The organism is Haloplanus salinarum, assembly GCF_024498175.1.
Classification (GTDB): domain Archaea; phylum Halobacteriota; class Halobacteria; order Halobacteriales; family Haloferacaceae; genus Haloplanus; species Haloplanus salinarum.
Window position 1 is genome coordinate 2,033,466 of record NZ_CP101823.1, and the last position, 14,813, is coordinate 2,048,278.

26 protein-coding genes and 1 tRNA gene are annotated in these 14,813 nt (G+C 67.4%); 24 read left to right on the plus strand and 3 right to left on the minus strand.

The window, feature by feature from the left end; genetic code table 11:
* Positions 1–110: 110 nt before the first annotated feature.
* From NO364_RS10530 to NO364_RS10540, 3 genes are all read right to left on the minus strand, one after another.
* Complete coding sequence (locus NO364_RS10530) at positions 111–674, minus strand: PAS domain-containing protein (RefSeq protein ID WP_257627479.1); 564 nt, start codon at positions 672–674, stop codon at positions 111–113.
* Positions 675–751: 77 nt separating this feature from the next.
* On the minus strand, positions 752–1,300 hold the full coding sequence (locus NO364_RS10535) for a hypothetical protein (protein WP_157690822.1): 549 nt from the start codon (positions 1,298–1,300) through the stop codon (positions 752–754).
* A 384-nt stretch (positions 1,301–1,684) separates the two neighbouring features.
* Positions 1,685–1,755: transfer RNA gene (locus NO364_RS10540), tRNA-Gly, on the minus strand.
* A 219-nt stretch (positions 1,756–1,974) separates the two neighbouring features.
* On the opposite strand from NO364_RS10540, the gene NO364_RS10545 reads away from it, so the two are divergent.
* The 24 genes from NO364_RS10545 to NO364_RS10660 are packed head-to-tail and all read left to right on the plus strand — an operon-like array spanning position 1,975 to position 14,813.
* Complete coding sequence (locus tag NO364_RS10545; protein WP_257627480.1) at positions 1,975–2,832, plus strand: putative RNA uridine N3 methyltransferase; 858 nt, start codon at positions 1,975–1,977, stop codon at positions 2,830–2,832.
* 4 nt (positions 2,833–2,836) lie between these two features.
* Positions 2,837–3,853, plus strand: a complete 1,017-nt coding sequence (locus NO364_RS10550) for a 50S ribosomal protein L3 (protein ID WP_157690820.1) — start codon at positions 2,837–2,839, stop codon at positions 3,851–3,853.
* Positions 3,854–3,856: 3 nt separating this feature from the next.
* Positions 3,857–4,603, plus strand: a complete 747-nt coding sequence (gene rpl4p, locus NO364_RS10555; protein WP_157690819.1) for a 50S ribosomal protein L4 — start codon at positions 3,857–3,859, stop codon at positions 4,601–4,603.
* Positions 4,600–4,854, plus strand: a complete 255-nt coding sequence (locus NO364_RS10560) for a 50S ribosomal protein L23 (protein ID WP_157690818.1) — start codon at positions 4,600–4,602, stop codon at positions 4,852–4,854. Before rpl4p ends, NO364_RS10560 begins: the two co-directional genes overlap by 4 nt.
* 1 nt (position 4,855) lies before the next feature.
* Positions 4,856–5,578: a 50S ribosomal protein L2 gene (locus NO364_RS10565; RefSeq protein ID WP_157690817.1), complete on the plus strand. Its 723-nt coding sequence runs from the start codon at positions 4,856–4,858 to the stop codon at positions 5,576–5,578.
* On the plus strand, positions 5,578–6,000 hold the full coding sequence (locus NO364_RS10570) for a 30S ribosomal protein S19 (protein ID WP_157690816.1): 423 nt from the start codon (positions 5,578–5,580) through the stop codon (positions 5,998–6,000). The genes NO364_RS10565 and NO364_RS10570 overlap by 1 nt, the downstream gene beginning before the upstream one ends.
* A gap of 3 nt (positions 6,001–6,003) precedes the next feature.
* Positions 6,004–6,465: a 50S ribosomal protein L22 gene (locus tag NO364_RS10575; protein ID WP_157690815.1), complete on the plus strand. Its 462-nt coding sequence runs from the start codon at positions 6,004–6,006 to the stop codon at positions 6,463–6,465.
* Positions 6,465–7,406 (plus strand): 30S ribosomal protein S3, encoded by a 942-nt coding sequence (locus NO364_RS10580; RefSeq protein WP_257627481.1) that lies wholly within the window; start codon positions 6,465–6,467, stop codon positions 7,404–7,406. Before NO364_RS10575 ends, NO364_RS10580 begins: the two co-directional genes overlap by 1 nt.
* On the plus strand, positions 7,406–7,612 hold the full coding sequence (gene rpmC / locus NO364_RS10585; protein WP_157690813.1) for a 50S ribosomal protein L29: 207 nt from the start codon (positions 7,406–7,408) through the stop codon (positions 7,610–7,612). Before NO364_RS10580 ends, rpmC begins: the two co-directional genes overlap by 1 nt.
* Positions 7,612–7,998, plus strand: coding sequence for a ribonuclease P protein component 1 (locus NO364_RS10590; protein WP_257627482.1), 387 nt, complete (start codon positions 7,612–7,614; stop codon positions 7,996–7,998). The genes rpmC and NO364_RS10590 overlap by 1 nt, the downstream gene beginning before the upstream one ends.
* Complete coding sequence (locus NO364_RS10595) at positions 7,989–8,315, plus strand: 30S ribosomal protein S17 (protein WP_157690811.1); 327 nt, start codon at positions 7,989–7,991, stop codon at positions 8,313–8,315. Before NO364_RS10590 ends, NO364_RS10595 begins: the two co-directional genes overlap by 10 nt.
* Complete coding sequence (locus NO364_RS10600) at positions 8,315–8,713, plus strand: 50S ribosomal protein L14 (protein WP_157690810.1); 399 nt, start codon at positions 8,315–8,317, stop codon at positions 8,711–8,713. The genes NO364_RS10595 and NO364_RS10600 overlap by 1 nt, the downstream gene beginning before the upstream one ends.
* The gene (gene rplX, locus NO364_RS10605) at positions 8,710–9,066 is read left to right on the plus strand and encodes a 50S ribosomal protein L24 (RefSeq protein WP_157690809.1); all 357 of its coding nucleotides are present in this window, start codon (positions 8,710–8,712) and stop codon (positions 9,064–9,066) included. Before NO364_RS10600 ends, rplX begins: the two co-directional genes overlap by 4 nt.
* Complete coding sequence (locus tag NO364_RS10610) at positions 9,063–9,821, plus strand: 30S ribosomal protein S4e (protein WP_157690808.1); 759 nt, start codon at positions 9,063–9,065, stop codon at positions 9,819–9,821. The genes rplX and NO364_RS10610 overlap by 4 nt, the downstream gene beginning before the upstream one ends.
* Positions 9,818–10,345: a 50S ribosomal protein L5 gene (locus NO364_RS10615; RefSeq protein ID WP_157690807.1), complete on the plus strand. Its 528-nt coding sequence runs from the start codon at positions 9,818–9,820 to the stop codon at positions 10,343–10,345. The genes NO364_RS10610 and NO364_RS10615 overlap by 4 nt, the downstream gene beginning before the upstream one ends.
* The gene (locus NO364_RS10620) at positions 10,342–10,542 is read left to right on the plus strand and encodes a 30S ribosomal protein S14 (RefSeq protein ID WP_157690806.1); all 201 of its coding nucleotides are present in this window, start codon (positions 10,342–10,344) and stop codon (positions 10,540–10,542) included. The genes NO364_RS10615 and NO364_RS10620 overlap by 4 nt, the downstream gene beginning before the upstream one ends.
* A gap of 2 nt (positions 10,543–10,544) precedes the next feature.
* The gene (locus tag NO364_RS10625; RefSeq protein WP_157690805.1) at positions 10,545–10,937 is read left to right on the plus strand and encodes a 30S ribosomal protein S8; all 393 of its coding nucleotides are present in this window, start codon (positions 10,545–10,547) and stop codon (positions 10,935–10,937) included.
* A 3-nt stretch (positions 10,938–10,940) separates the two neighbouring features.
* Complete coding sequence (locus tag NO364_RS10630; RefSeq protein ID WP_157690804.1) at positions 10,941–11,477, plus strand: 50S ribosomal protein L6; 537 nt, start codon at positions 10,941–10,943, stop codon at positions 11,475–11,477.
* The gene (locus NO364_RS10635; protein ID WP_257627483.1) at positions 11,478–12,191 is read left to right on the plus strand and encodes a 50S ribosomal protein L32e; all 714 of its coding nucleotides are present in this window, start codon (positions 11,478–11,480) and stop codon (positions 12,189–12,191) included.
* Positions 12,188–12,646 (plus strand): 50S ribosomal protein L19e, encoded by a 459-nt coding sequence (locus NO364_RS10640; RefSeq protein WP_157690802.1) that lies wholly within the window; start codon positions 12,188–12,190, stop codon positions 12,644–12,646. Before NO364_RS10635 ends, NO364_RS10640 begins: the two co-directional genes overlap by 4 nt.
* Entirely contained in the window at positions 12,646–13,206 is a 561-nt protein-coding gene (locus tag NO364_RS10645; RefSeq protein WP_157690801.1) for a 50S ribosomal protein L18, read from the plus strand. Before NO364_RS10640 ends, NO364_RS10645 begins: the two co-directional genes overlap by 1 nt.
* Positions 13,196–13,852 (plus strand): 30S ribosomal protein S5, encoded by a 657-nt coding sequence (locus NO364_RS10650; protein WP_157690800.1) that lies wholly within the window; start codon positions 13,196–13,198, stop codon positions 13,850–13,852. Before NO364_RS10645 ends, NO364_RS10650 begins: the two co-directional genes overlap by 11 nt.
* Positions 13,852–14,316, plus strand: a complete 465-nt coding sequence (rpmD, locus tag NO364_RS10655) for a 50S ribosomal protein L30 (RefSeq protein WP_157690799.1) — start codon at positions 13,852–13,854, stop codon at positions 14,314–14,316. The genes NO364_RS10650 and rpmD overlap by 1 nt, the downstream gene beginning before the upstream one ends.
* Positions 14,313–14,813, plus strand: a complete 501-nt coding sequence (locus NO364_RS10660) for an uL15m family ribosomal protein (protein ID WP_157690798.1) — start codon at positions 14,313–14,315, stop codon at positions 14,811–14,813. The genes rpmD and NO364_RS10660 overlap by 4 nt, the downstream gene beginning before the upstream one ends.

Sequence of the window (14,813 nt, forward strand, 5' to 3'; positions counted from 1 at the left end):
ACGCTCGACGCCCGACCCGACCACGCGCCGGGTGGCATCTTGCCTGCGACTAATTCGACGGATGCACGATTGATAAATCCCTCCTTTTCCGTCGGCGAGACGAATTTGGTTCACCGAGCTACGCTAACGAGAGTCTGCACGCGCGAGAGGGTGGCGTAGTCGGTTCCGAAGACCCGCTGACCGATCCGCAGGAGGTCGTCCACCCGCGCCTCGAACGACGACTCCCGGTCGGCGACGACGTCGTACATCTCCCGGAGGGTCGCCTCGCGGAACTCGAGTTCCTCGCGGCGGCGGCGACGCTCCGTGACGTCGCGAAAGCAGACCGTGAGTCCCGTCGCCGAGGGGTACGCGCGGACCTCGAACCAGACGTCGAGCGGGGCGTAATACTCGTCGAAGGTGACGGACTCGCCCGTCCGCATCGCCTTCCGGTATCGCTCCTCGAAGGTCGTGCCGCGGGCGTCCGGAAACACCTCCCAGAGGGTCCGTCCAACGAGTTCTTCGGCCGCGTCCGCCTCGCCGACGGCGTCGTGGACGAGTTCGCGGGCCCGCTCGTTCAGATACGTGAACCGCCACTCGGTGTCGAGGGCGAACACCCCGTCGAGTATCCGGTCGAGCACCTGCTCGAACCGCTCGTCCCCGCCGACCGTGGACGCCCGGTCCGCGCCGTCACTCATCGTCGATCACGACCGACTGTTCCATCGCCGTTGGTAGGCGCCACCGGCAAAAAAGCCCAGCGGTGGTCCCGTCCGCGTCACGCGACGAGGTCGAACGTCGCGGTGCGGGGATCGGACGTCCGGTGTAACTGGAGTTCGCCGATGGCCACCGACGCGGTCAGGCGGCCGGCCGGCCAGTCGTCCGTCTCGAAGGTCATCGCGTCCTCCCAGGTGTAGAGTCCCGCCGTGTCGACCGTCCGGTCCATGTCCCGGTTGCGACGGACGACCAGGTCGTCGTCCGCGAGGACGTCGACGCCCTCCTTGAGGTTGATCGTCCCCGAGGGGACGCGGAGGCGGTAGCGAAAGGCGACGACGGCGGGCTGCCCCCGGGGGAGCCGGGCGATCCGGTTCGCCGCCAGGTCGCCGGGTTCGCTCCACGTCGAGACCAGGGCCACGTCGAGCAACTGGGGCCGATAGCGCTGCTCCGGCGGCGTGCGCGTGGGGGTCGCCGTCGGCGTGGCGGTCGGTGTCCCCGTCGCCGTCGACGACGCCGTCCCCGTCGGCGTCCCGGTGTCGGGCGCCGTCCCTGTCGATCCACATCCGGCCAGTCCCGCCCCCGCGGCAACGAGAAACGCACGCCGATCCATGCCCCCCGTTCGTGGAGTGATCGGTATAAGGGTTCGTCACCGTCGGAGCCGGCGGCGGGGCCGAAGAGTCGTCGTTCCCCCGCACCCACGGAGGTTCGCTGGGGGGTTCGAACTCCCCGAACCGCTCGCTATGCTCGCGGTTCTCTACCTCAAATCCGCAGGAGACGCTTTCGCCTCGCAACGCGGCTCGCTGGCTCACGGCGACGGCGTTCGCCATCCCGAGACGCTCACCGGTCGGCGTCGACGGAAATGCGCTGGCTGGGATTTGAACCACGGTCGTTTCGCTCGCGACGCTCGCTCCACTCCCTGATTCGAATCCGCAGGAGGAGTTTTCGGACTGCGGAAACGACTCGCTTCGCTCGTCGTTTCGTTGGAGTCCGAAAATGCGCTGGCCGGGATTTGAACCCGGGTTGTGACCATGGCAAGGTCACGTGATACCACTACACTACCAGCGCCCTTCGCATTTGTACGAACTGGGGACGGATTATTAAGGGTTCCGAAATCGCGCCCAACCGAGGGCGGGCGTGGTGATCGTCCGCACGTGAGAGGGTGCCACGAATCGCCGTTTCGGGGCGTGTGACGCCGTCACAGCCCGCTCGAGCTTTCGCTACCCTTTTACCGGAGGATGCGGTACGAACTGCACAGTCTAGTGACGTGACGCGGAAAGGCCCGGCATGACGCTCAGCGTGCTCGTGCCGTCTTCCCTCGTCCGGGAAGCCGAGGACAAACGCGAGGCAACTCGCAAACTCGGTTACGTCGCCCGTGCGGCGACGGTGTTCCGGGCGGATCGGCTGGTCGTCTTCCCCGACGGGGACGGCGAGCGCCGATGGGGAGGCGGGTTCGTCGAGGTCGTGCTTCGGTACGCCGCCACGCCCCCGTACCTCCGAAAGGAGGCGTGGGGGCGTCGGGACGAACTGGAGTACGCCGGCGTGTTGCCGCCCCTCCGCGTCTCGTCACGGACCGGCTCCGGACCTGACCGTCCGGGGTCGTTGCAAGAAGGAATCGTGACCGAGGTCGGACCTGACGGCCGCGTTCGGGTCAATTGCGCACTGCAACACCCGATCTCCCTCCTCCTCCCCGACGGGATGGAGGCGAGCGAAGGAGAGCGCGTCGCCATCAGGATCTCTTCGAGAGAACCGGTCCGCGCCCGAATCGTCGACGAACCCCCGCCGGGGTTCGCGGTTCGGCGCGCGGACCTGTCGGAAGCGCTGGCCCGTCCCGACGCGGGACTTCGCATCGCGACGTCCCGCCACGGGACGGCGCTGTCGGTCGACCGATTGGCCGACATGGCCGGGCGCCGGGGCGACATGACCGTCGCCTTCGGCGCGCCCGGGCGAGGGCTTCCGAGCATCCTCGACGTATCGGTCGAGGACGTCGCCGGTGCGGCGGAGTCCGCCGCCGGCGACACGGACGTCGAACCCGGACCGGGGTTCGACCTCTGGCTGAATACGATTCCGCGGCAGGGGAGCGAGACGGTGCGAACCGAGGAGGCGATGTTCGCGTCGCTCGCGCCCCTGACACTCACGGAGTAAATCCATGCCACAACCAAGCAGACCACGAAAAGGCTCGATGGGATTCGGTCCGCGCAAGCGCGCGACCAGTGAAGTCCCGCGTATTCGCTCGTGGCCCGACGACGACGGCGCCCCCGCGCTGCAGGGCTTCGCCGGCTACAAGGCCGGCATGACCCACGTCGTCATGGTCAACGACGAGGCCAACTCCCCCCGCGAGGGGATGGAAGAGTCGGTCCCGGTGACCGTCGTCGAGACGCCACCGATGCGGGCAGTCGCCCTGCGAGCCTACGAAGACACGTCGTACGGACTGAAGCCGACAACCGAAGTGTGGACCGACGAGTTCCACCCGGAACTCGACCGCACGCTCGACCTGCCGGCCGAAGACAGCTTCGAGGCGGACGCCGACGCGCTCCGCGAGGCCGTCGAGAGCGGTGCGGTCGACGACCTCCGGATGATCACGCACACGGTGCCGAGCGAACTGGCGAACGTCCCGAAGAAAAAGCCCGACGTGATGGAGACGCGCGTCGGCGGCGGCTCGGTCCACGAACGCCTCGACTTCGGGCTCGAACTGCTCGAGGACGGCGGCGAACACGACATGTCCGACGTGTTCCGCGCCGGCGAGTTCATGGACGCGAGCGGCATCACGAAGGGGAAGGGTACCCAGGGCCCGGTCAAGCGCTGGGGCGTCCAGAAGCGGAAGGGCAAACACGCCCGCCAGGGATGGCGCCGACGGATCGGCAACCTCGGTCCGTGGAACCCGTCCCGCGTGCGCTCGACGGTGCCCCAGCAGGGACAGACGGGGTACCACCAGCGGACGGAACTCAACAAGCGCCTGATCGACATGGGTGACGGCGACGAGCCGTCCGTCGACGGCGGCTTCGTCAACTACGGCGAGGTCGACGGGCCGTACGCGCTCGTGAAGGGCTCGCTGCCGGGCCCGGACCAGCGCCTCCTGCGCTTCCGTCCGGCCGTCCGACCGAACGACCAGCCGCGCCTCGACCCCGAGGTGCGGTACGTTTCGACCGCATCCAACCAGGGATAACATATGCAAGCAACAGTACGCGATCTGAGCGGCGAGGATGCGGGCACGGTAGACCTCCCCGAGGTCTTCGAGACGGCCTACCGGCCGGACCTCATCAAGCGTGCCGTCCTGGCCGCACAGGCGAACCGAAAACAGGCGTACGGTGCCGACCCCTACGCCGGGCTGCGAACCCCGGCGGAGTCCTTCGGGAGCGGCCGCGGGATGGCCCACGTGCCCCGAGAGAACGGGCAGGGCGCCCGCGTGCCCCAGACGGTCGGCGGGCGCAAGGCGCACCCGCCGAAAGCCGAGAAGGATCAGGGGAAAGGAATCAACGACAAGGAGCGAAAACTGGCGGTCCGTTCGGCCATCGCCGCGACGGCCGACGCCGAGCGCGTGGCCGAGCGCGGCCACGAGTTCGACACGGACCTCTCGCTCCCGCTGGTCGTCAGCGACGACTTCGAGGATCTGGTCAAGACCCGCGATGTCGTCGACCTGCTGGAGACGCTCGGCGTCCACGCCGACGTCGAACGCGCCGACGACGGCCGATCGGTCAAGGCCGGACAGGGCAAGGCCCGCGGGCGCAAGTACCGCGAGCCGAAGTCGGTCCTGTTCGTGACGAGCGAGGAGCCGTCGAAGGCGGCCCGGAACCTCGCCGGCGCGGACGTGACGACCGCTCGGGAAGTCAACGCCGAGGACCTAGCGCCGGGGACGGACGCCGGTCGCCTCACGCTCTGGACCGAGAGCGCCGTCGCGGAGGTGGCGGACCGATGAGCTCGGTCATCAAGCACCCGCTGGTGACCGAGAAGGCGATGGACAAGATGGACTTCGACAACAAGCTCCAGTTCATCGTCGACATCGACGCGACGAAAGGCGAGGTCGCCGAGGCGATCGAGTCCCGCTACGAAGTGACGATCACGAAGGTGAACACGCAGATCACCGCACAGGGCGAGAAGAAGGCCGTCGTCTCCCTCTCCGAGGACGACGACGCGCAGGAAATCGCCTCGCGAATCGGGGTGTTCTAAGATGGGACGACGCATTCAAGGCCAGCGGCGTGGTCGCGGTGGGCCGACGTTCCGTGCCCCCAGCCACCGCTACAAGGCCGATCTCGAACACAAGAAGGACGAAGAGCGCGACACGATCTCGGGAGAGATCGTCGACATCGAACACGACCCGGCCCGCTCGGCGCCGATCGCGGCCGTCGAGTTCGAGGACGGGGACCGACGGCTCGTCCTCGCCCCCGAGGGTGTGACGGTCGGCGAGACGATCCAGGTCGGCGTCTCCGCGGAGATCAAGCCCGGGAACACGCTCCCGCTGGCGGAGATCCCCGAGGGCGTCCCGGTCTGTAACGTCGAGAGCAGCCCGGGCGACGGCGGCAAGTTCGCCCGAGCCTCCGGGACGAGCGCCCAGCTCATGACCCACGACAAGCGCGTCGCGGTCGTGAAGCTACCGAGCGGCCAGGTCAAGCGCCTCAACCCGCAGTGTCGCGCCACGGTCGGCGTGGTCGCGGGCGGTGGGCGGACGGAGAAGCCGTTCGTCAAGGCCGGCAACAAACACCACAAGATGAAATCGCGCGGCACGAAGTGGCCGCGCGTTCGCGGGGTCGCGATGAACGCCGTCGACCACCCGTTCGGTGGCGGCGGCCGCCAGCATCCCGGGAAGCCCAAGTCCGTCTCGCGGAACGCGCCGCCGGGACGGAAGGTGGGCGACATCGCCTCGAAGCGAACCGGACGCGGAGGTAACAAATAATGAGTTCCGATTACCGAACCGGCCGCGAGGGTGAGTTCACCTACCGCGGTCACACGCTCGACGAGCTGCAGTCCATGTCGCTCGACGAGGTCGCGGAACTGCTCCCCGCTCGACAGCGGCGAACCATCACCCGAGGCCTGTCGCTCGAACACCAGAAGCTCCTCGACAGCGCCCGCGAGGCCGGCGAGGAGGAGACGGCCAACGACCCGATTCGGACCCACCGACGGGACATGCCGATCGTCCCCGAGATGGTCGGGCTGACCTTCGAGGTGTACAACGGCCAGGCGTTCCAGCGCGTCGCGGTCGAACCCGAGATGATCGGGCATTACCTCGGCGAGTTCCAGCTCACCCGGACGTCGGTCGAGCACGGGCAGGCCGGTATCGGCGCGACCCGGTCCTCGAAGTTCGTGCCACTCAAGTAACACATGGGAATCAACTACAGCGTCGAGGCCGACCCGGAGACGACCGCCAAGGCGATGCTCCGAGAGCGGCCCATCAGCATCAAGCACAGCAAGGCCATCGCCCGCCAGATCAAGGGGATGACCGTCGCCGACGCCCAGGAGTACCTCCAGGCCGTCATCGACGAGGAGCGGTCGGTTCCGTTCAAACAGCACAACACCGGTGTCGGTCACCGGAGCGACATCGACGGCTGGGACGCCGGTCGCTACCCCGAGAAGGCCAGCAAGGACTTCCAGAAACTGCTCACGAACGCGAGCAACAACGCGGACGAGCAGGGATTCGACGGCGAGTCGATGACGATCAAGCACGTCGCCGCCCACAAGGTCGGCGAACGGCAGGGTCGCAAGCCCCGCGCGTTCGGTCGTGCGGACCCCTGGAACACCACGCTCTGTGACGTCGAACTGATCATCGAGGAGGTCGAGGACTGATGGCTGACGAACACCAGTTCATCGAGAACGGGCTGCAGCGCTCCCAGATCGACGAGTTCTTCGCGGACGAACTCGGCCGCGCGGGCTACGGCGGCATGGACGTCGCCAAGACCCCGATGGGGACCCAGATCGTCCTCAAGGCCGAGAAGCCCGGAATGGTCATCGGCAAGGGTGGGAAGAACATCCGCAAGGTGACCACCGAACTCGAGGAACGGTTCGACCTCGACGACCCCCAGATCGACGTCCAGGAGGTCGACGAGCCGGACCTCAACGCCCGCATCGTCGCGGACCGCCTGGCCAACGCCCTCGAGCGTGGCTGGTACTTCCGCAAGGCGGGTCACACGACCATCGACCGGATCATGGAAGCCGGTGCCCTGGGCGCCGAGATCGTCCTCTCCGGGAAGGTCACCGGCGCCCGCTCGCGCGTCGAGAAGTTCAACCGCGGCTACATCAAGCACAACGGCGAGCCCGCCGAGTCCATCGTGGACGAGGGCCAGGGCGTCGCCGTGATGAAACTCGGGACCATCGGCGTGACGGTGAAGATCATCCCGCCGGGCGCCGAGCTCCCCGACGACTTCGAGATCGCCGAGGACGCCGACGTCGAACCGGTCGAGCAGGCCGCGGAGACCGGCGGCGGCGTCGAGGAACTCCTCGAGGAAGAGCCCGAGGAGGTCCCCGACGTCGGCGAGGACGAGGACGTCGAGGTACCGACCGAGACGCCCGACGACCTCGACGAGGGCCTCGACGAGGAGATCGTCGAGGAAGTCGTCGAGGAGGAACTGCCGAGTGAGGACGAGGACGACGAGGCGTCCGCCGACGCCGACGCGGCCGAGCCCGACGACACCGACACCGTCGACGAGGACGTCGACGAGGAGACGATGGACGAGGCGGCGGACCTCGTCGAGGAGATGGAAGACGTCGACGAGGAGGAGGACGCATAATGGCGATCCTGCACGTCGATGAGATCCGCGACATGACGCCGGCGGAACGCGAGGCGGAACTCGAGGATCTCGAGACGGAACTGCTGAACGCGAAGGCGGTGCAGGCGGCCGGCGGGATGCCCGACAACCCTTCGCGAGTCGGCGAACTGAAGAAGACGATCGCGCAGATCAAGACGATCCAGCGCGAAGAAGGCGACCTCGAATAATGCCACTCACACCCGAGACCCTCACACGACACGAACTCGTCGGCCTGCGGACGCGGGTCGTCGAGTCGACGAACCCCGACAGCGTCGGGATCGTCGGCCGCGTCGTCGACGAGACGATGCGGACGCTCGTGATCGAGGGGGATCGGGTGCGGCGCGTCCCCAAACGGGGGACGACCTTCGAATTCGCCCTCCCCCAGCGCACAGATGAAGCCGCCGACGCCGAGAAGGCGTCGGGGACCGCGCCCGAACTTCCGTCGGAAACTGCCGGTCGAACCGGTCAGTCGGACGGTTGCGAGGACGTGGCCTACGTTACGGTGGATGGCGCACGACTGCTCTCACGACCCGCCTTGCGAACCGAGAAGGCAGGTGTATCCACATGGCGATAGGACTGAACGTAACCGAACCGGAGGAGCCTTGCTCCGACCAGAACTGTCCGTTCCACGGCTCGCTTGCCGTCCGCGGACAGACGCTGGAGGGCACGGTCGCCTCCACAGCGATGGAAAAGACGGTCGTCGTGGAACGCGAATACGACGTTCGCGTTCCCAAGTACGACCGATACATGAAACGCCGGAGTCGCATTCCGGCCCACGCACCCCCGTGTCTGGGCCTCGCGGAAGGCGACCGGGTCCGCATCGCGGAGACGCGACCCCTCTCGAAGACCAAATCACACGTGGTCGTCGAGCGACTGGGAGGTGACGAGTGATGGAGGCGCTGAAGGCCGACGTCACGCGTGGCCTCGCCAAGGGGTCGCTCGTCAACTGTGCGGACAACACGGGGGCGCGCGAGCTGAAGATCATCAGCGTCGCGGGCTACTCCGGAACCAAGAATCGACACCCCAAAGCGGGCATCGGCGACAAGGTGACCGTCTCGGTCACCAAGGGCACGCCGGAGATGCGTCGGCAGGTGCTGGAGGCGGTCGTCGTCCGCCAGCGCAAGCCCATCCGGCGCCCCAGCGGCACGCGCGTAAAGTTCGAGGACAACGCCGCCGTCGTCATCGACGACATGGAAGAGCCTCGCGGGACCGAGATCAAGGGTCCCGTCGCACGCGAAGTCGCCGAACGCTTCGGGAGCATCGCATCGACAGCGACGATGATCGTATGACTCGACAGCCACACAAAGAGCGCACACGGAAGCGAAACGCGCCCCTGCACGAGCGTCACGATCAGGTTCGCTCCACGCTGGCCGCGGACCTCCGCGAGGAGTACGACCAGCGGAGCGTCCGCGTCAACGCGGGCGACACCGTCGAGGTGCTCCGCGGCGACCACGCCGGCACGGAAGCCGAAGTGATCGCGGTGGATCTGAGCGACGAGGTCGTTCACGTCGAGGACGTCACCGTCGAGAAGGCCGACGGCGAGGAAGTGCCTCGGCCCCTGGACGCGAGCAACCTCCGCGTGACGGAACTGGACCTGGAAGACGAGCGCCGGCAGGCGCGCCTAGAGGAGGATAGCGAATGACGCGACATCAGAAACGACTCTCGGTTCCGAAGTCCTGGCCGGTCGAGCGGAAGACCGCGACCTGGACGGTCAAGGCCGGTGCCGGTCCGCACGGCGAGGCGGGGGTTCCCCTGCTGATCGTCCTGCGGGACGTGCTCGGCTACGTCGACTCGCGCAAGGAAGCCAACTACGCGCTGAACCAGGGGAGCGTCCTCGTCAACGGGGACGCCGTCTCCGACGTCGAACGCCCGATCGGGATGTTCGACATCCTGGCGTTCACGGAACGCGAGGAGTTCTACCGCGTGTTCCCGGACGAGGGCGGTCGGCTGGCGCTGACCCCCATCGACGCCGACGCGGCCGGTAGCCGCCTCGGCAAGGTCGTCCGCAAGACGCAGGTGACTGGCGGCGACTTCCAGTTCACCCTGCACGACGGAACGAACGTGCGCGTCCCGGCCGACGAGGCCGGCGAGTACGCCACCGGTGACTCCCTGGTCGTCGACAACGAGACCAAGGAGATCGTCGCCCACTTCGTCTACGAGGAGGGCGCCCTGGTGACGGCCGTCGCCGGCAGCCACGCCGGCGAGATCGGCGAGATCGACACGATCACCGTCACGCCGGGCAGCGGCGACAACGCCGTCACCGTCAGCCAGGACGACGGCGAGGGCTTCGAGACGATCGAGGACTACGTCGTCGTGATCGACGAGAACTTCACCGGAGATGCCGACGACGAGTCGGCAGCAAATCGGACGGAGTCCGACGGAGGTGACGACGAATGAGCGAGAGCGACACGGCGGACTTCCACGAGATGCGCGAACCGCGGATCGAGAAGGTCGTCGTCCACATGGGCGTCGGCGAGGGCGGTCGCGAACTCGCGGACGCCGAGGACATCCTCGAGGACGTCACCGGACAGCAGAGCGTCCGGACGACGGCCCGCGGGACGGTCCAGAACTTCAACGTCCGCGAGGGCGACCCCATCGGCGCGAAGGTCACCCTTCGCGGCGAGAGCGCGGTCGACTTCCTCGAGACGGCGCTGCCGCTGGTCGATCTCTCGGCCTCGCAGTTCGACGATACGGGCAACGTCAGCTTCGGCGTCGAGGAACACACGGCGTTCCCGAGCCAGGAGTACGACCCGAACGTCGGCATCTACGGGCTCGACGTGACGGTCAACATGGTCCGTCCGGGGTACCGCGTCGCGAAGCGCGACAAGATGTCCCGGTCGATCCCGTCGAACCACCGACTCGACGCATCGGACGCGGTCGACTTCGTCGAAGCCACATTCGACGTGGAGGTAACGGAATGAGCGAAAGCGAAAGTGAATCAGGAACCCAGGACGGGCGCGACGTGACCGGAGAGCACGCCACGCCGCGCACCGACGACCGCCACCAGTGTCGTCGGTGCGGGCGCAAGCAGGGACTCGTCGGCAAGTACGACATCTTCCTCTGCCGGCAGTGCTTCCGCGAGGTCGCCCGAGATATGGGATTCAAGAAGTATCGATAACAATGGCAGGGAACGATCCCCTCTCGAACGCGCTCTCGGGGCTCGACAACGCCGAGAGCGTGGGACATCTGTCCCACACGGTACAGCCCGCCTCGAACGTGATCGGCTCCGTACTCGAGGTCTTCTACGACCGCGGGTACATCGACGGATTCGAGTTCGTCGACGACGGCAAATCCGGTCGCTTCGAGATCGAACTGAAAGGCGCGATCAACCACTGTGGCGTCGTCAAGCCCCGCTACTCCGCGGGTGCGGACGAGTTCGAAAAGTGGGAGAAGCGGTATCTCCCGGCCCGCGACTACGGGGCACTCGTCGTCACGACGAGTCACGGCGTCATGAGCCACTACGAGGCCCGCGAACAGGGTATCGGTGGCCAGGTGATCGCATACGTCTACTAAACCATGAACCGAACAGAAATCGAGATTCCGGACGACGTATCCGCCGAGGTCGACCACCTGGATCTGACCGTCGAGGGTCCCAACGGGAGCGTCACGCGACGCCTCTGGTACCCCGACGTGTCGGTGACGGTCGAGGACGACCACGTGGTGATCGAAAGTGAGGCCGACGACGCCAACACGCGCTCGACGGTCGGCACCTTCGAGAGCCACGTCGAGAACATGTTCCACGGCGTGACCGAGGGCTGGACGTACGAGATGGAGATCTTCTACGCCCACTTCCCGATGCAGGTCACCGTCGAGGGCGACGAGGTCGTCATCGAGAACTTCCTCGGCGAGCGAGCGCCGCGGAAAGTTCCGATCCGCGGCGACACCGAGGTACAGGTCGACGGCGAGGAGATCACCCTCTCCGGCCCCGACAAGGAGGCCGTCGGACAGACCGCCGCCGACATCGAACAGTTGACGCGCGTGCCCGACAAGGACACCCGCGTCTTCCAAGACGGTGTCTACATCACCCAGAAACCGCAGGCAGGTGGGGCGTAGATGAGCGCAGACGACGACACCGAGATCGAGGAGGTCGAGGACATCGGCGGCGTCGGGCCCTCGAAGGTCGAGGCGCTCACCGACGCCGGCTACGAGTCGGTCGAGGACCTCAAGGCGGCGAGCCAGTCGGAACTGGCCGACATCGAGGGCGTCGGTAACGCCCTGGCCGCCCGGATCAAGGCCGACGTCGGTGGCCTCGAAGTCAGCGAGGAGACCGAGGCCGAGGTCGAAGAGGAGACCGAGGAAGCGGAGACCGAGGAGGCGGAGACGGAACTCCGTCCCCGCGGTCACGCCGACAAGACGCCGGACCTGGACGCGGAGGCCGCCCGCGCGCTCGTCCAGAAGCGCCGGGAGAGCAATCCGCAGTTCAACCGCCAGGACCACCACAAGAAAAAGCGCGTCGACCCCTCGTGGCGCAAGCCGCGCGGGAACCTCTCGAAACAGCGCCGGGGCATCAAGGGCAAGGGCGCCACCGTCGATGCGGGCTACCGCTCGCCGACGGCGGCACGCGGCCTGCACCCCAGCGGCTTCGAGGAGGTCCGTGTCCACAACACGGACGACCTCGAGGGCGTCGACTCGGACACCGAGGCCGTTCGCATCGCGAGCGGTGTCGGCGCGCGCAAGCGCGAACGCATCGAAGACGTCTGTGAGGACCGCGGGATCCGCGTCCTCAACCCGACGTACATCGAAGTCGAAGTGGAGGAAGCCGAATGACGGATCTGAGTGCACAGAAACGGCTCGCGTCCGACGTGCTCGACGTCGGCGAGGACCGCCTTTGGTTCGACCCCGAATCCCAGAGCGAAATCGCGGAGGCGATCACCCGCGAGGACATCCGTGACCTGATCGAACAGGGCACGATCCAGGAGAAGGACACGTCGAACAACTCGCGCGGTCGCGCCCGCGAGCGGGCGGACAAGCGAGCCTACGGCCACCGAACCGGCGCCGGCTCCCGTCGCGGGACCGCCGGCGCACGGAAAAACGAGAAGGAGGATTGGACGAGTCGCATCCGCGCCCAGCGGCGTCGCCTGCGCGAGTTGCGCGACGACGGCCCGCTCGACGCCTCCCAGTACCGCGAGCTCTACAACAAGGCTGGCGGCGGGGAGTTCGAGAGCGTGGCGCGACTCGAAGCGTACATCCGCAACAACTACGACGTGGAGGTGAACGACTGATGGCAACAGGCCCACGATACAAGGTCCCCATGCGGCGTCGCCGCGAGGACCGAACCGACTACCACCAGAGGTTGCGCCTGCTGAAATCCGGCAAGCCGCGCCTGGTCGCTCGCGTGAGCAACAGGCACGTCAGGGCGCAGCTGATCACCCCCGGTCCCGACGGCGACGAGACCCACGCGGCCGCGTCCTCCGAGGACCTCGCGGAGTACGGCTGGGAGGCCCCCACGGGCAATCTCCCGAGCGCGTACCTCACGGGGTATCTCGCGGGGATCCGCGCGGTCGACGCCGGCCTCTCCGAGGCCGTCCTCGACATCGGTCTCAACACCGCGACGCCGGGCAACAAGGTGTTCGCAGTACAGGAAGGCGCAATCGACGCGGGACTCGAAATCCCGCACAGCGAGAGCGTCCTCGCGGACTGGTCGCGCAACCGCGGCGAGCATATCGCCGACTACGCCGAACAGCTGGACGAACCGCTGTACGGCGGCGACTTCGACGCGACGGAACTCCCCGAGCACTTCGACGAAGTGCGCGAACGACTGATGGAGGATCATGAGCAGTAACGATTACGGCGACGGCTGGGAACCGCGCACGCGGCTCGGCCGCAAGGTACAGGACGGCGACGTGACGTCGATGAAGGAGGCGCTGGAGTCCGGGCTCCCGCTGAAGGAGGCCGAAATCGTCGATCAGCTCCTGCCGGGGCTGGACGACGAGGTGCTCGACATCAACATGGTCCAGCGCATGACCGACTCCGGGCGCCGGGTGAAGTTCCGGTGTGTCGTCGCGATCGGTAACCGCGACGGCTACCTCGGCTACGCCGAGGCCCGCGACGACCAGGTCGGCTCGGCCATCCAGAAGGCCATCGACGTGGCGAAGCTGAACATCATCGAGGTCGACCGCGGCTCCGGCTCCTGGGAGGACCGCGCGGGCGGTGTCAACTCCCTGACCCGGAAGGCGACCGGCAAGGCCGGGTCGGTGACGGTCGAGATCATCCCCGCCCCGCAGGGGCTGGGGCTGGCGGCCGCACCCACGGTGCGGAACATCCTCGAACTCGCGGGCGTCCAGGACGCCTGGACGAAGTCGACGGGCAACACCCGGACGACGGTCAACCTCGCGAAGGCGACGTACAACGCGCTCCGGAACGCCTCGCAGTCGCGGACGCCCGAGCGGGCGCGCCGCAAGCAGCGCGAAACCGGGGTGACCGAGTGATGGAGGCGCTCGTCCAGATCCGCGGCGAGGTGAACATCTCGGGCGACGTGCAGGACACGCTGGAGATGCTCAACCTGCACGCCGTCAACCAGTGTACCTTCGTCCCGGAGACCGACGCCTACCGCGGCATGATCACGAAGGTCAACGACTACGTCGCCCACGGCGAACCGTCGGCCGACGTCGTCGCGACGCTGATCCGCCGGCGGGGCGAACCCGAAACCGGTTCGGGCGAGGTCACCGACGAGTGGGTCGCCGAGGAGACCGACTACGCCGACGTCGACGCACTCGCCGCGGCGCTGGTCGACGAGGAGACGACGCTGCGCGAGCAGGGTCTGGCCCCGTCGCTCCGGCTTCACCCGCCGCGAGGCGGACACGACGGCCTGAAGCATCCGACCGTCGAGGGCGGCCAGATCGGCAACCACACCACCGAGGAGATCGATCGACTGCTGGAGGCCATGCGATGAGCGACAAGAAAAAGCGCCAACGCGGGTCGCGAACCCACGGTGGCGGCACCCACAAGAACCGGCGCGGCGCCGGGCACCGTGGTGGCCGCGGGCGTGCGGGCCGCGACAAACACGAGTTCCACAACTACGAACCGCTCGGCAAGCACGGCTTCACCCGCCCCGAAACCGTCCAAGACGAGGTGCGCGAGGTGACGGTTCAGGAACTCGACGAGAACGCCGCCCTGTACGCGGCGGACGGCCTCGCCGAGGAGACCGACGGTGGCTACCGCCTCGACGCCCGCGACGTCGCCGAAGACGGCTACGACGCGGACGTAGTGAAGGTGCTCGGTGACGGGCAGGTCCGCAACGAACTGTCCGTCGTCGCCGACGCGTTCACCGCGGGCGCGGTCGAAAAGCTCGAATCCGCCGGCGGCAGCGCCGACCTCTCGGAGCGAGCCGAGGAGGCGGCCGAGGACGCCGCTGACGATGGCGACACCGAGGAGTCGGACGAGGAGTAA

Excerpts from the sequence above, each read along its gene's own strand:
- NO364_RS10530 (WP_257627479.1), bottom strand. The coding sequence starts at position 674 with ATGAGTGACGGCGCGGACCGGGCGTCCACGGTCGGCGGGGACGAGCGG.
- NO364_RS10535 (WP_157690822.1), bottom strand. The coding sequence starts at position 1,300 with ATGGATCGGCGTGCGTTTCTCGTTGCCGCGGGGGCGGGACTGGCCGGA.
- NO364_RS10545 (WP_257627480.1), top strand. The coding sequence starts at position 1,975 with ATGACGCTCAGCGTGCTCGTGCCGTCTTCCCTCGTCCGGGAAGCCGAG.
- NO364_RS10550 (WP_157690820.1), top strand. The coding sequence starts at position 2,837 with ATGCCACAACCAAGCAGACCACGAAAAGGCTCGATGGGATTCGGTCCG.
- rpl4p (WP_157690819.1), top strand. The coding sequence starts at position 3,857 with ATGCAAGCAACAGTACGCGATCTGAGCGGCGAGGATGCGGGCACGGTA.
- NO364_RS10560 (WP_157690818.1), top strand. The coding sequence starts at position 4,600 with ATGAGCTCGGTCATCAAGCACCCGCTGGTGACCGAGAAGGCGATGGAC.
- NO364_RS10565 (WP_157690817.1), top strand. The coding sequence starts at position 4,856 with ATGGGACGACGCATTCAAGGCCAGCGGCGTGGTCGCGGTGGGCCGACG.
- NO364_RS10570 (WP_157690816.1), top strand. The coding sequence starts at position 5,578 with ATGAGTTCCGATTACCGAACCGGCCGCGAGGGTGAGTTCACCTACCGC.
- NO364_RS10575 (WP_157690815.1), top strand. The coding sequence starts at position 6,004 with ATGGGAATCAACTACAGCGTCGAGGCCGACCCGGAGACGACCGCCAAG.
- NO364_RS10580 (WP_257627481.1), top strand. The coding sequence starts at position 6,465 with ATGGCTGACGAACACCAGTTCATCGAGAACGGGCTGCAGCGCTCCCAG.
- rpmC (WP_157690813.1), top strand. The coding sequence starts at position 7,406 with ATGGCGATCCTGCACGTCGATGAGATCCGCGACATGACGCCGGCGGAA.
- NO364_RS10590 (WP_257627482.1), top strand. The coding sequence starts at position 7,612 with ATGCCACTCACACCCGAGACCCTCACACGACACGAACTCGTCGGCCTG.
- NO364_RS10595 (WP_157690811.1), top strand. The coding sequence starts at position 7,989 with ATGGCGATAGGACTGAACGTAACCGAACCGGAGGAGCCTTGCTCCGAC.
- NO364_RS10600 (WP_157690810.1), top strand. The coding sequence starts at position 8,315 with ATGGAGGCGCTGAAGGCCGACGTCACGCGTGGCCTCGCCAAGGGGTCG.
- rplX (WP_157690809.1), top strand. The coding sequence starts at position 8,710 with ATGACTCGACAGCCACACAAAGAGCGCACACGGAAGCGAAACGCGCCC.
- NO364_RS10610 (WP_157690808.1), top strand. The coding sequence starts at position 9,063 with ATGACGCGACATCAGAAACGACTCTCGGTTCCGAAGTCCTGGCCGGTC.
- NO364_RS10615 (WP_157690807.1), top strand. The coding sequence starts at position 9,818 with ATGAGCGAGAGCGACACGGCGGACTTCCACGAGATGCGCGAACCGCGG.
- NO364_RS10620 (WP_157690806.1), top strand. The coding sequence starts at position 10,342 with ATGAGCGAAAGCGAAAGTGAATCAGGAACCCAGGACGGGCGCGACGTG.
- NO364_RS10625 (WP_157690805.1), top strand. The coding sequence starts at position 10,545 with ATGGCAGGGAACGATCCCCTCTCGAACGCGCTCTCGGGGCTCGACAAC.
- NO364_RS10630 (WP_157690804.1), top strand. The coding sequence starts at position 10,941 with ATGAACCGAACAGAAATCGAGATTCCGGACGACGTATCCGCCGAGGTC.
- NO364_RS10635 (WP_257627483.1), top strand. The coding sequence starts at position 11,478 with ATGAGCGCAGACGACGACACCGAGATCGAGGAGGTCGAGGACATCGGC.
- NO364_RS10640 (WP_157690802.1), top strand. The coding sequence starts at position 12,188 with ATGACGGATCTGAGTGCACAGAAACGGCTCGCGTCCGACGTGCTCGAC.
- NO364_RS10645 (WP_157690801.1), top strand. The coding sequence starts at position 12,646 with ATGGCAACAGGCCCACGATACAAGGTCCCCATGCGGCGTCGCCGCGAG.
- NO364_RS10650 (WP_157690800.1), top strand. The coding sequence starts at position 13,196 with ATGAGCAGTAACGATTACGGCGACGGCTGGGAACCGCGCACGCGGCTC.
- rpmD (WP_157690799.1), top strand. The coding sequence starts at position 13,852 with ATGGAGGCGCTCGTCCAGATCCGCGGCGAGGTGAACATCTCGGGCGAC.
- NO364_RS10660 (WP_157690798.1), top strand. The coding sequence starts at position 14,313 with ATGAGCGACAAGAAAAAGCGCCAACGCGGGTCGCGAACCCACGGTGGC.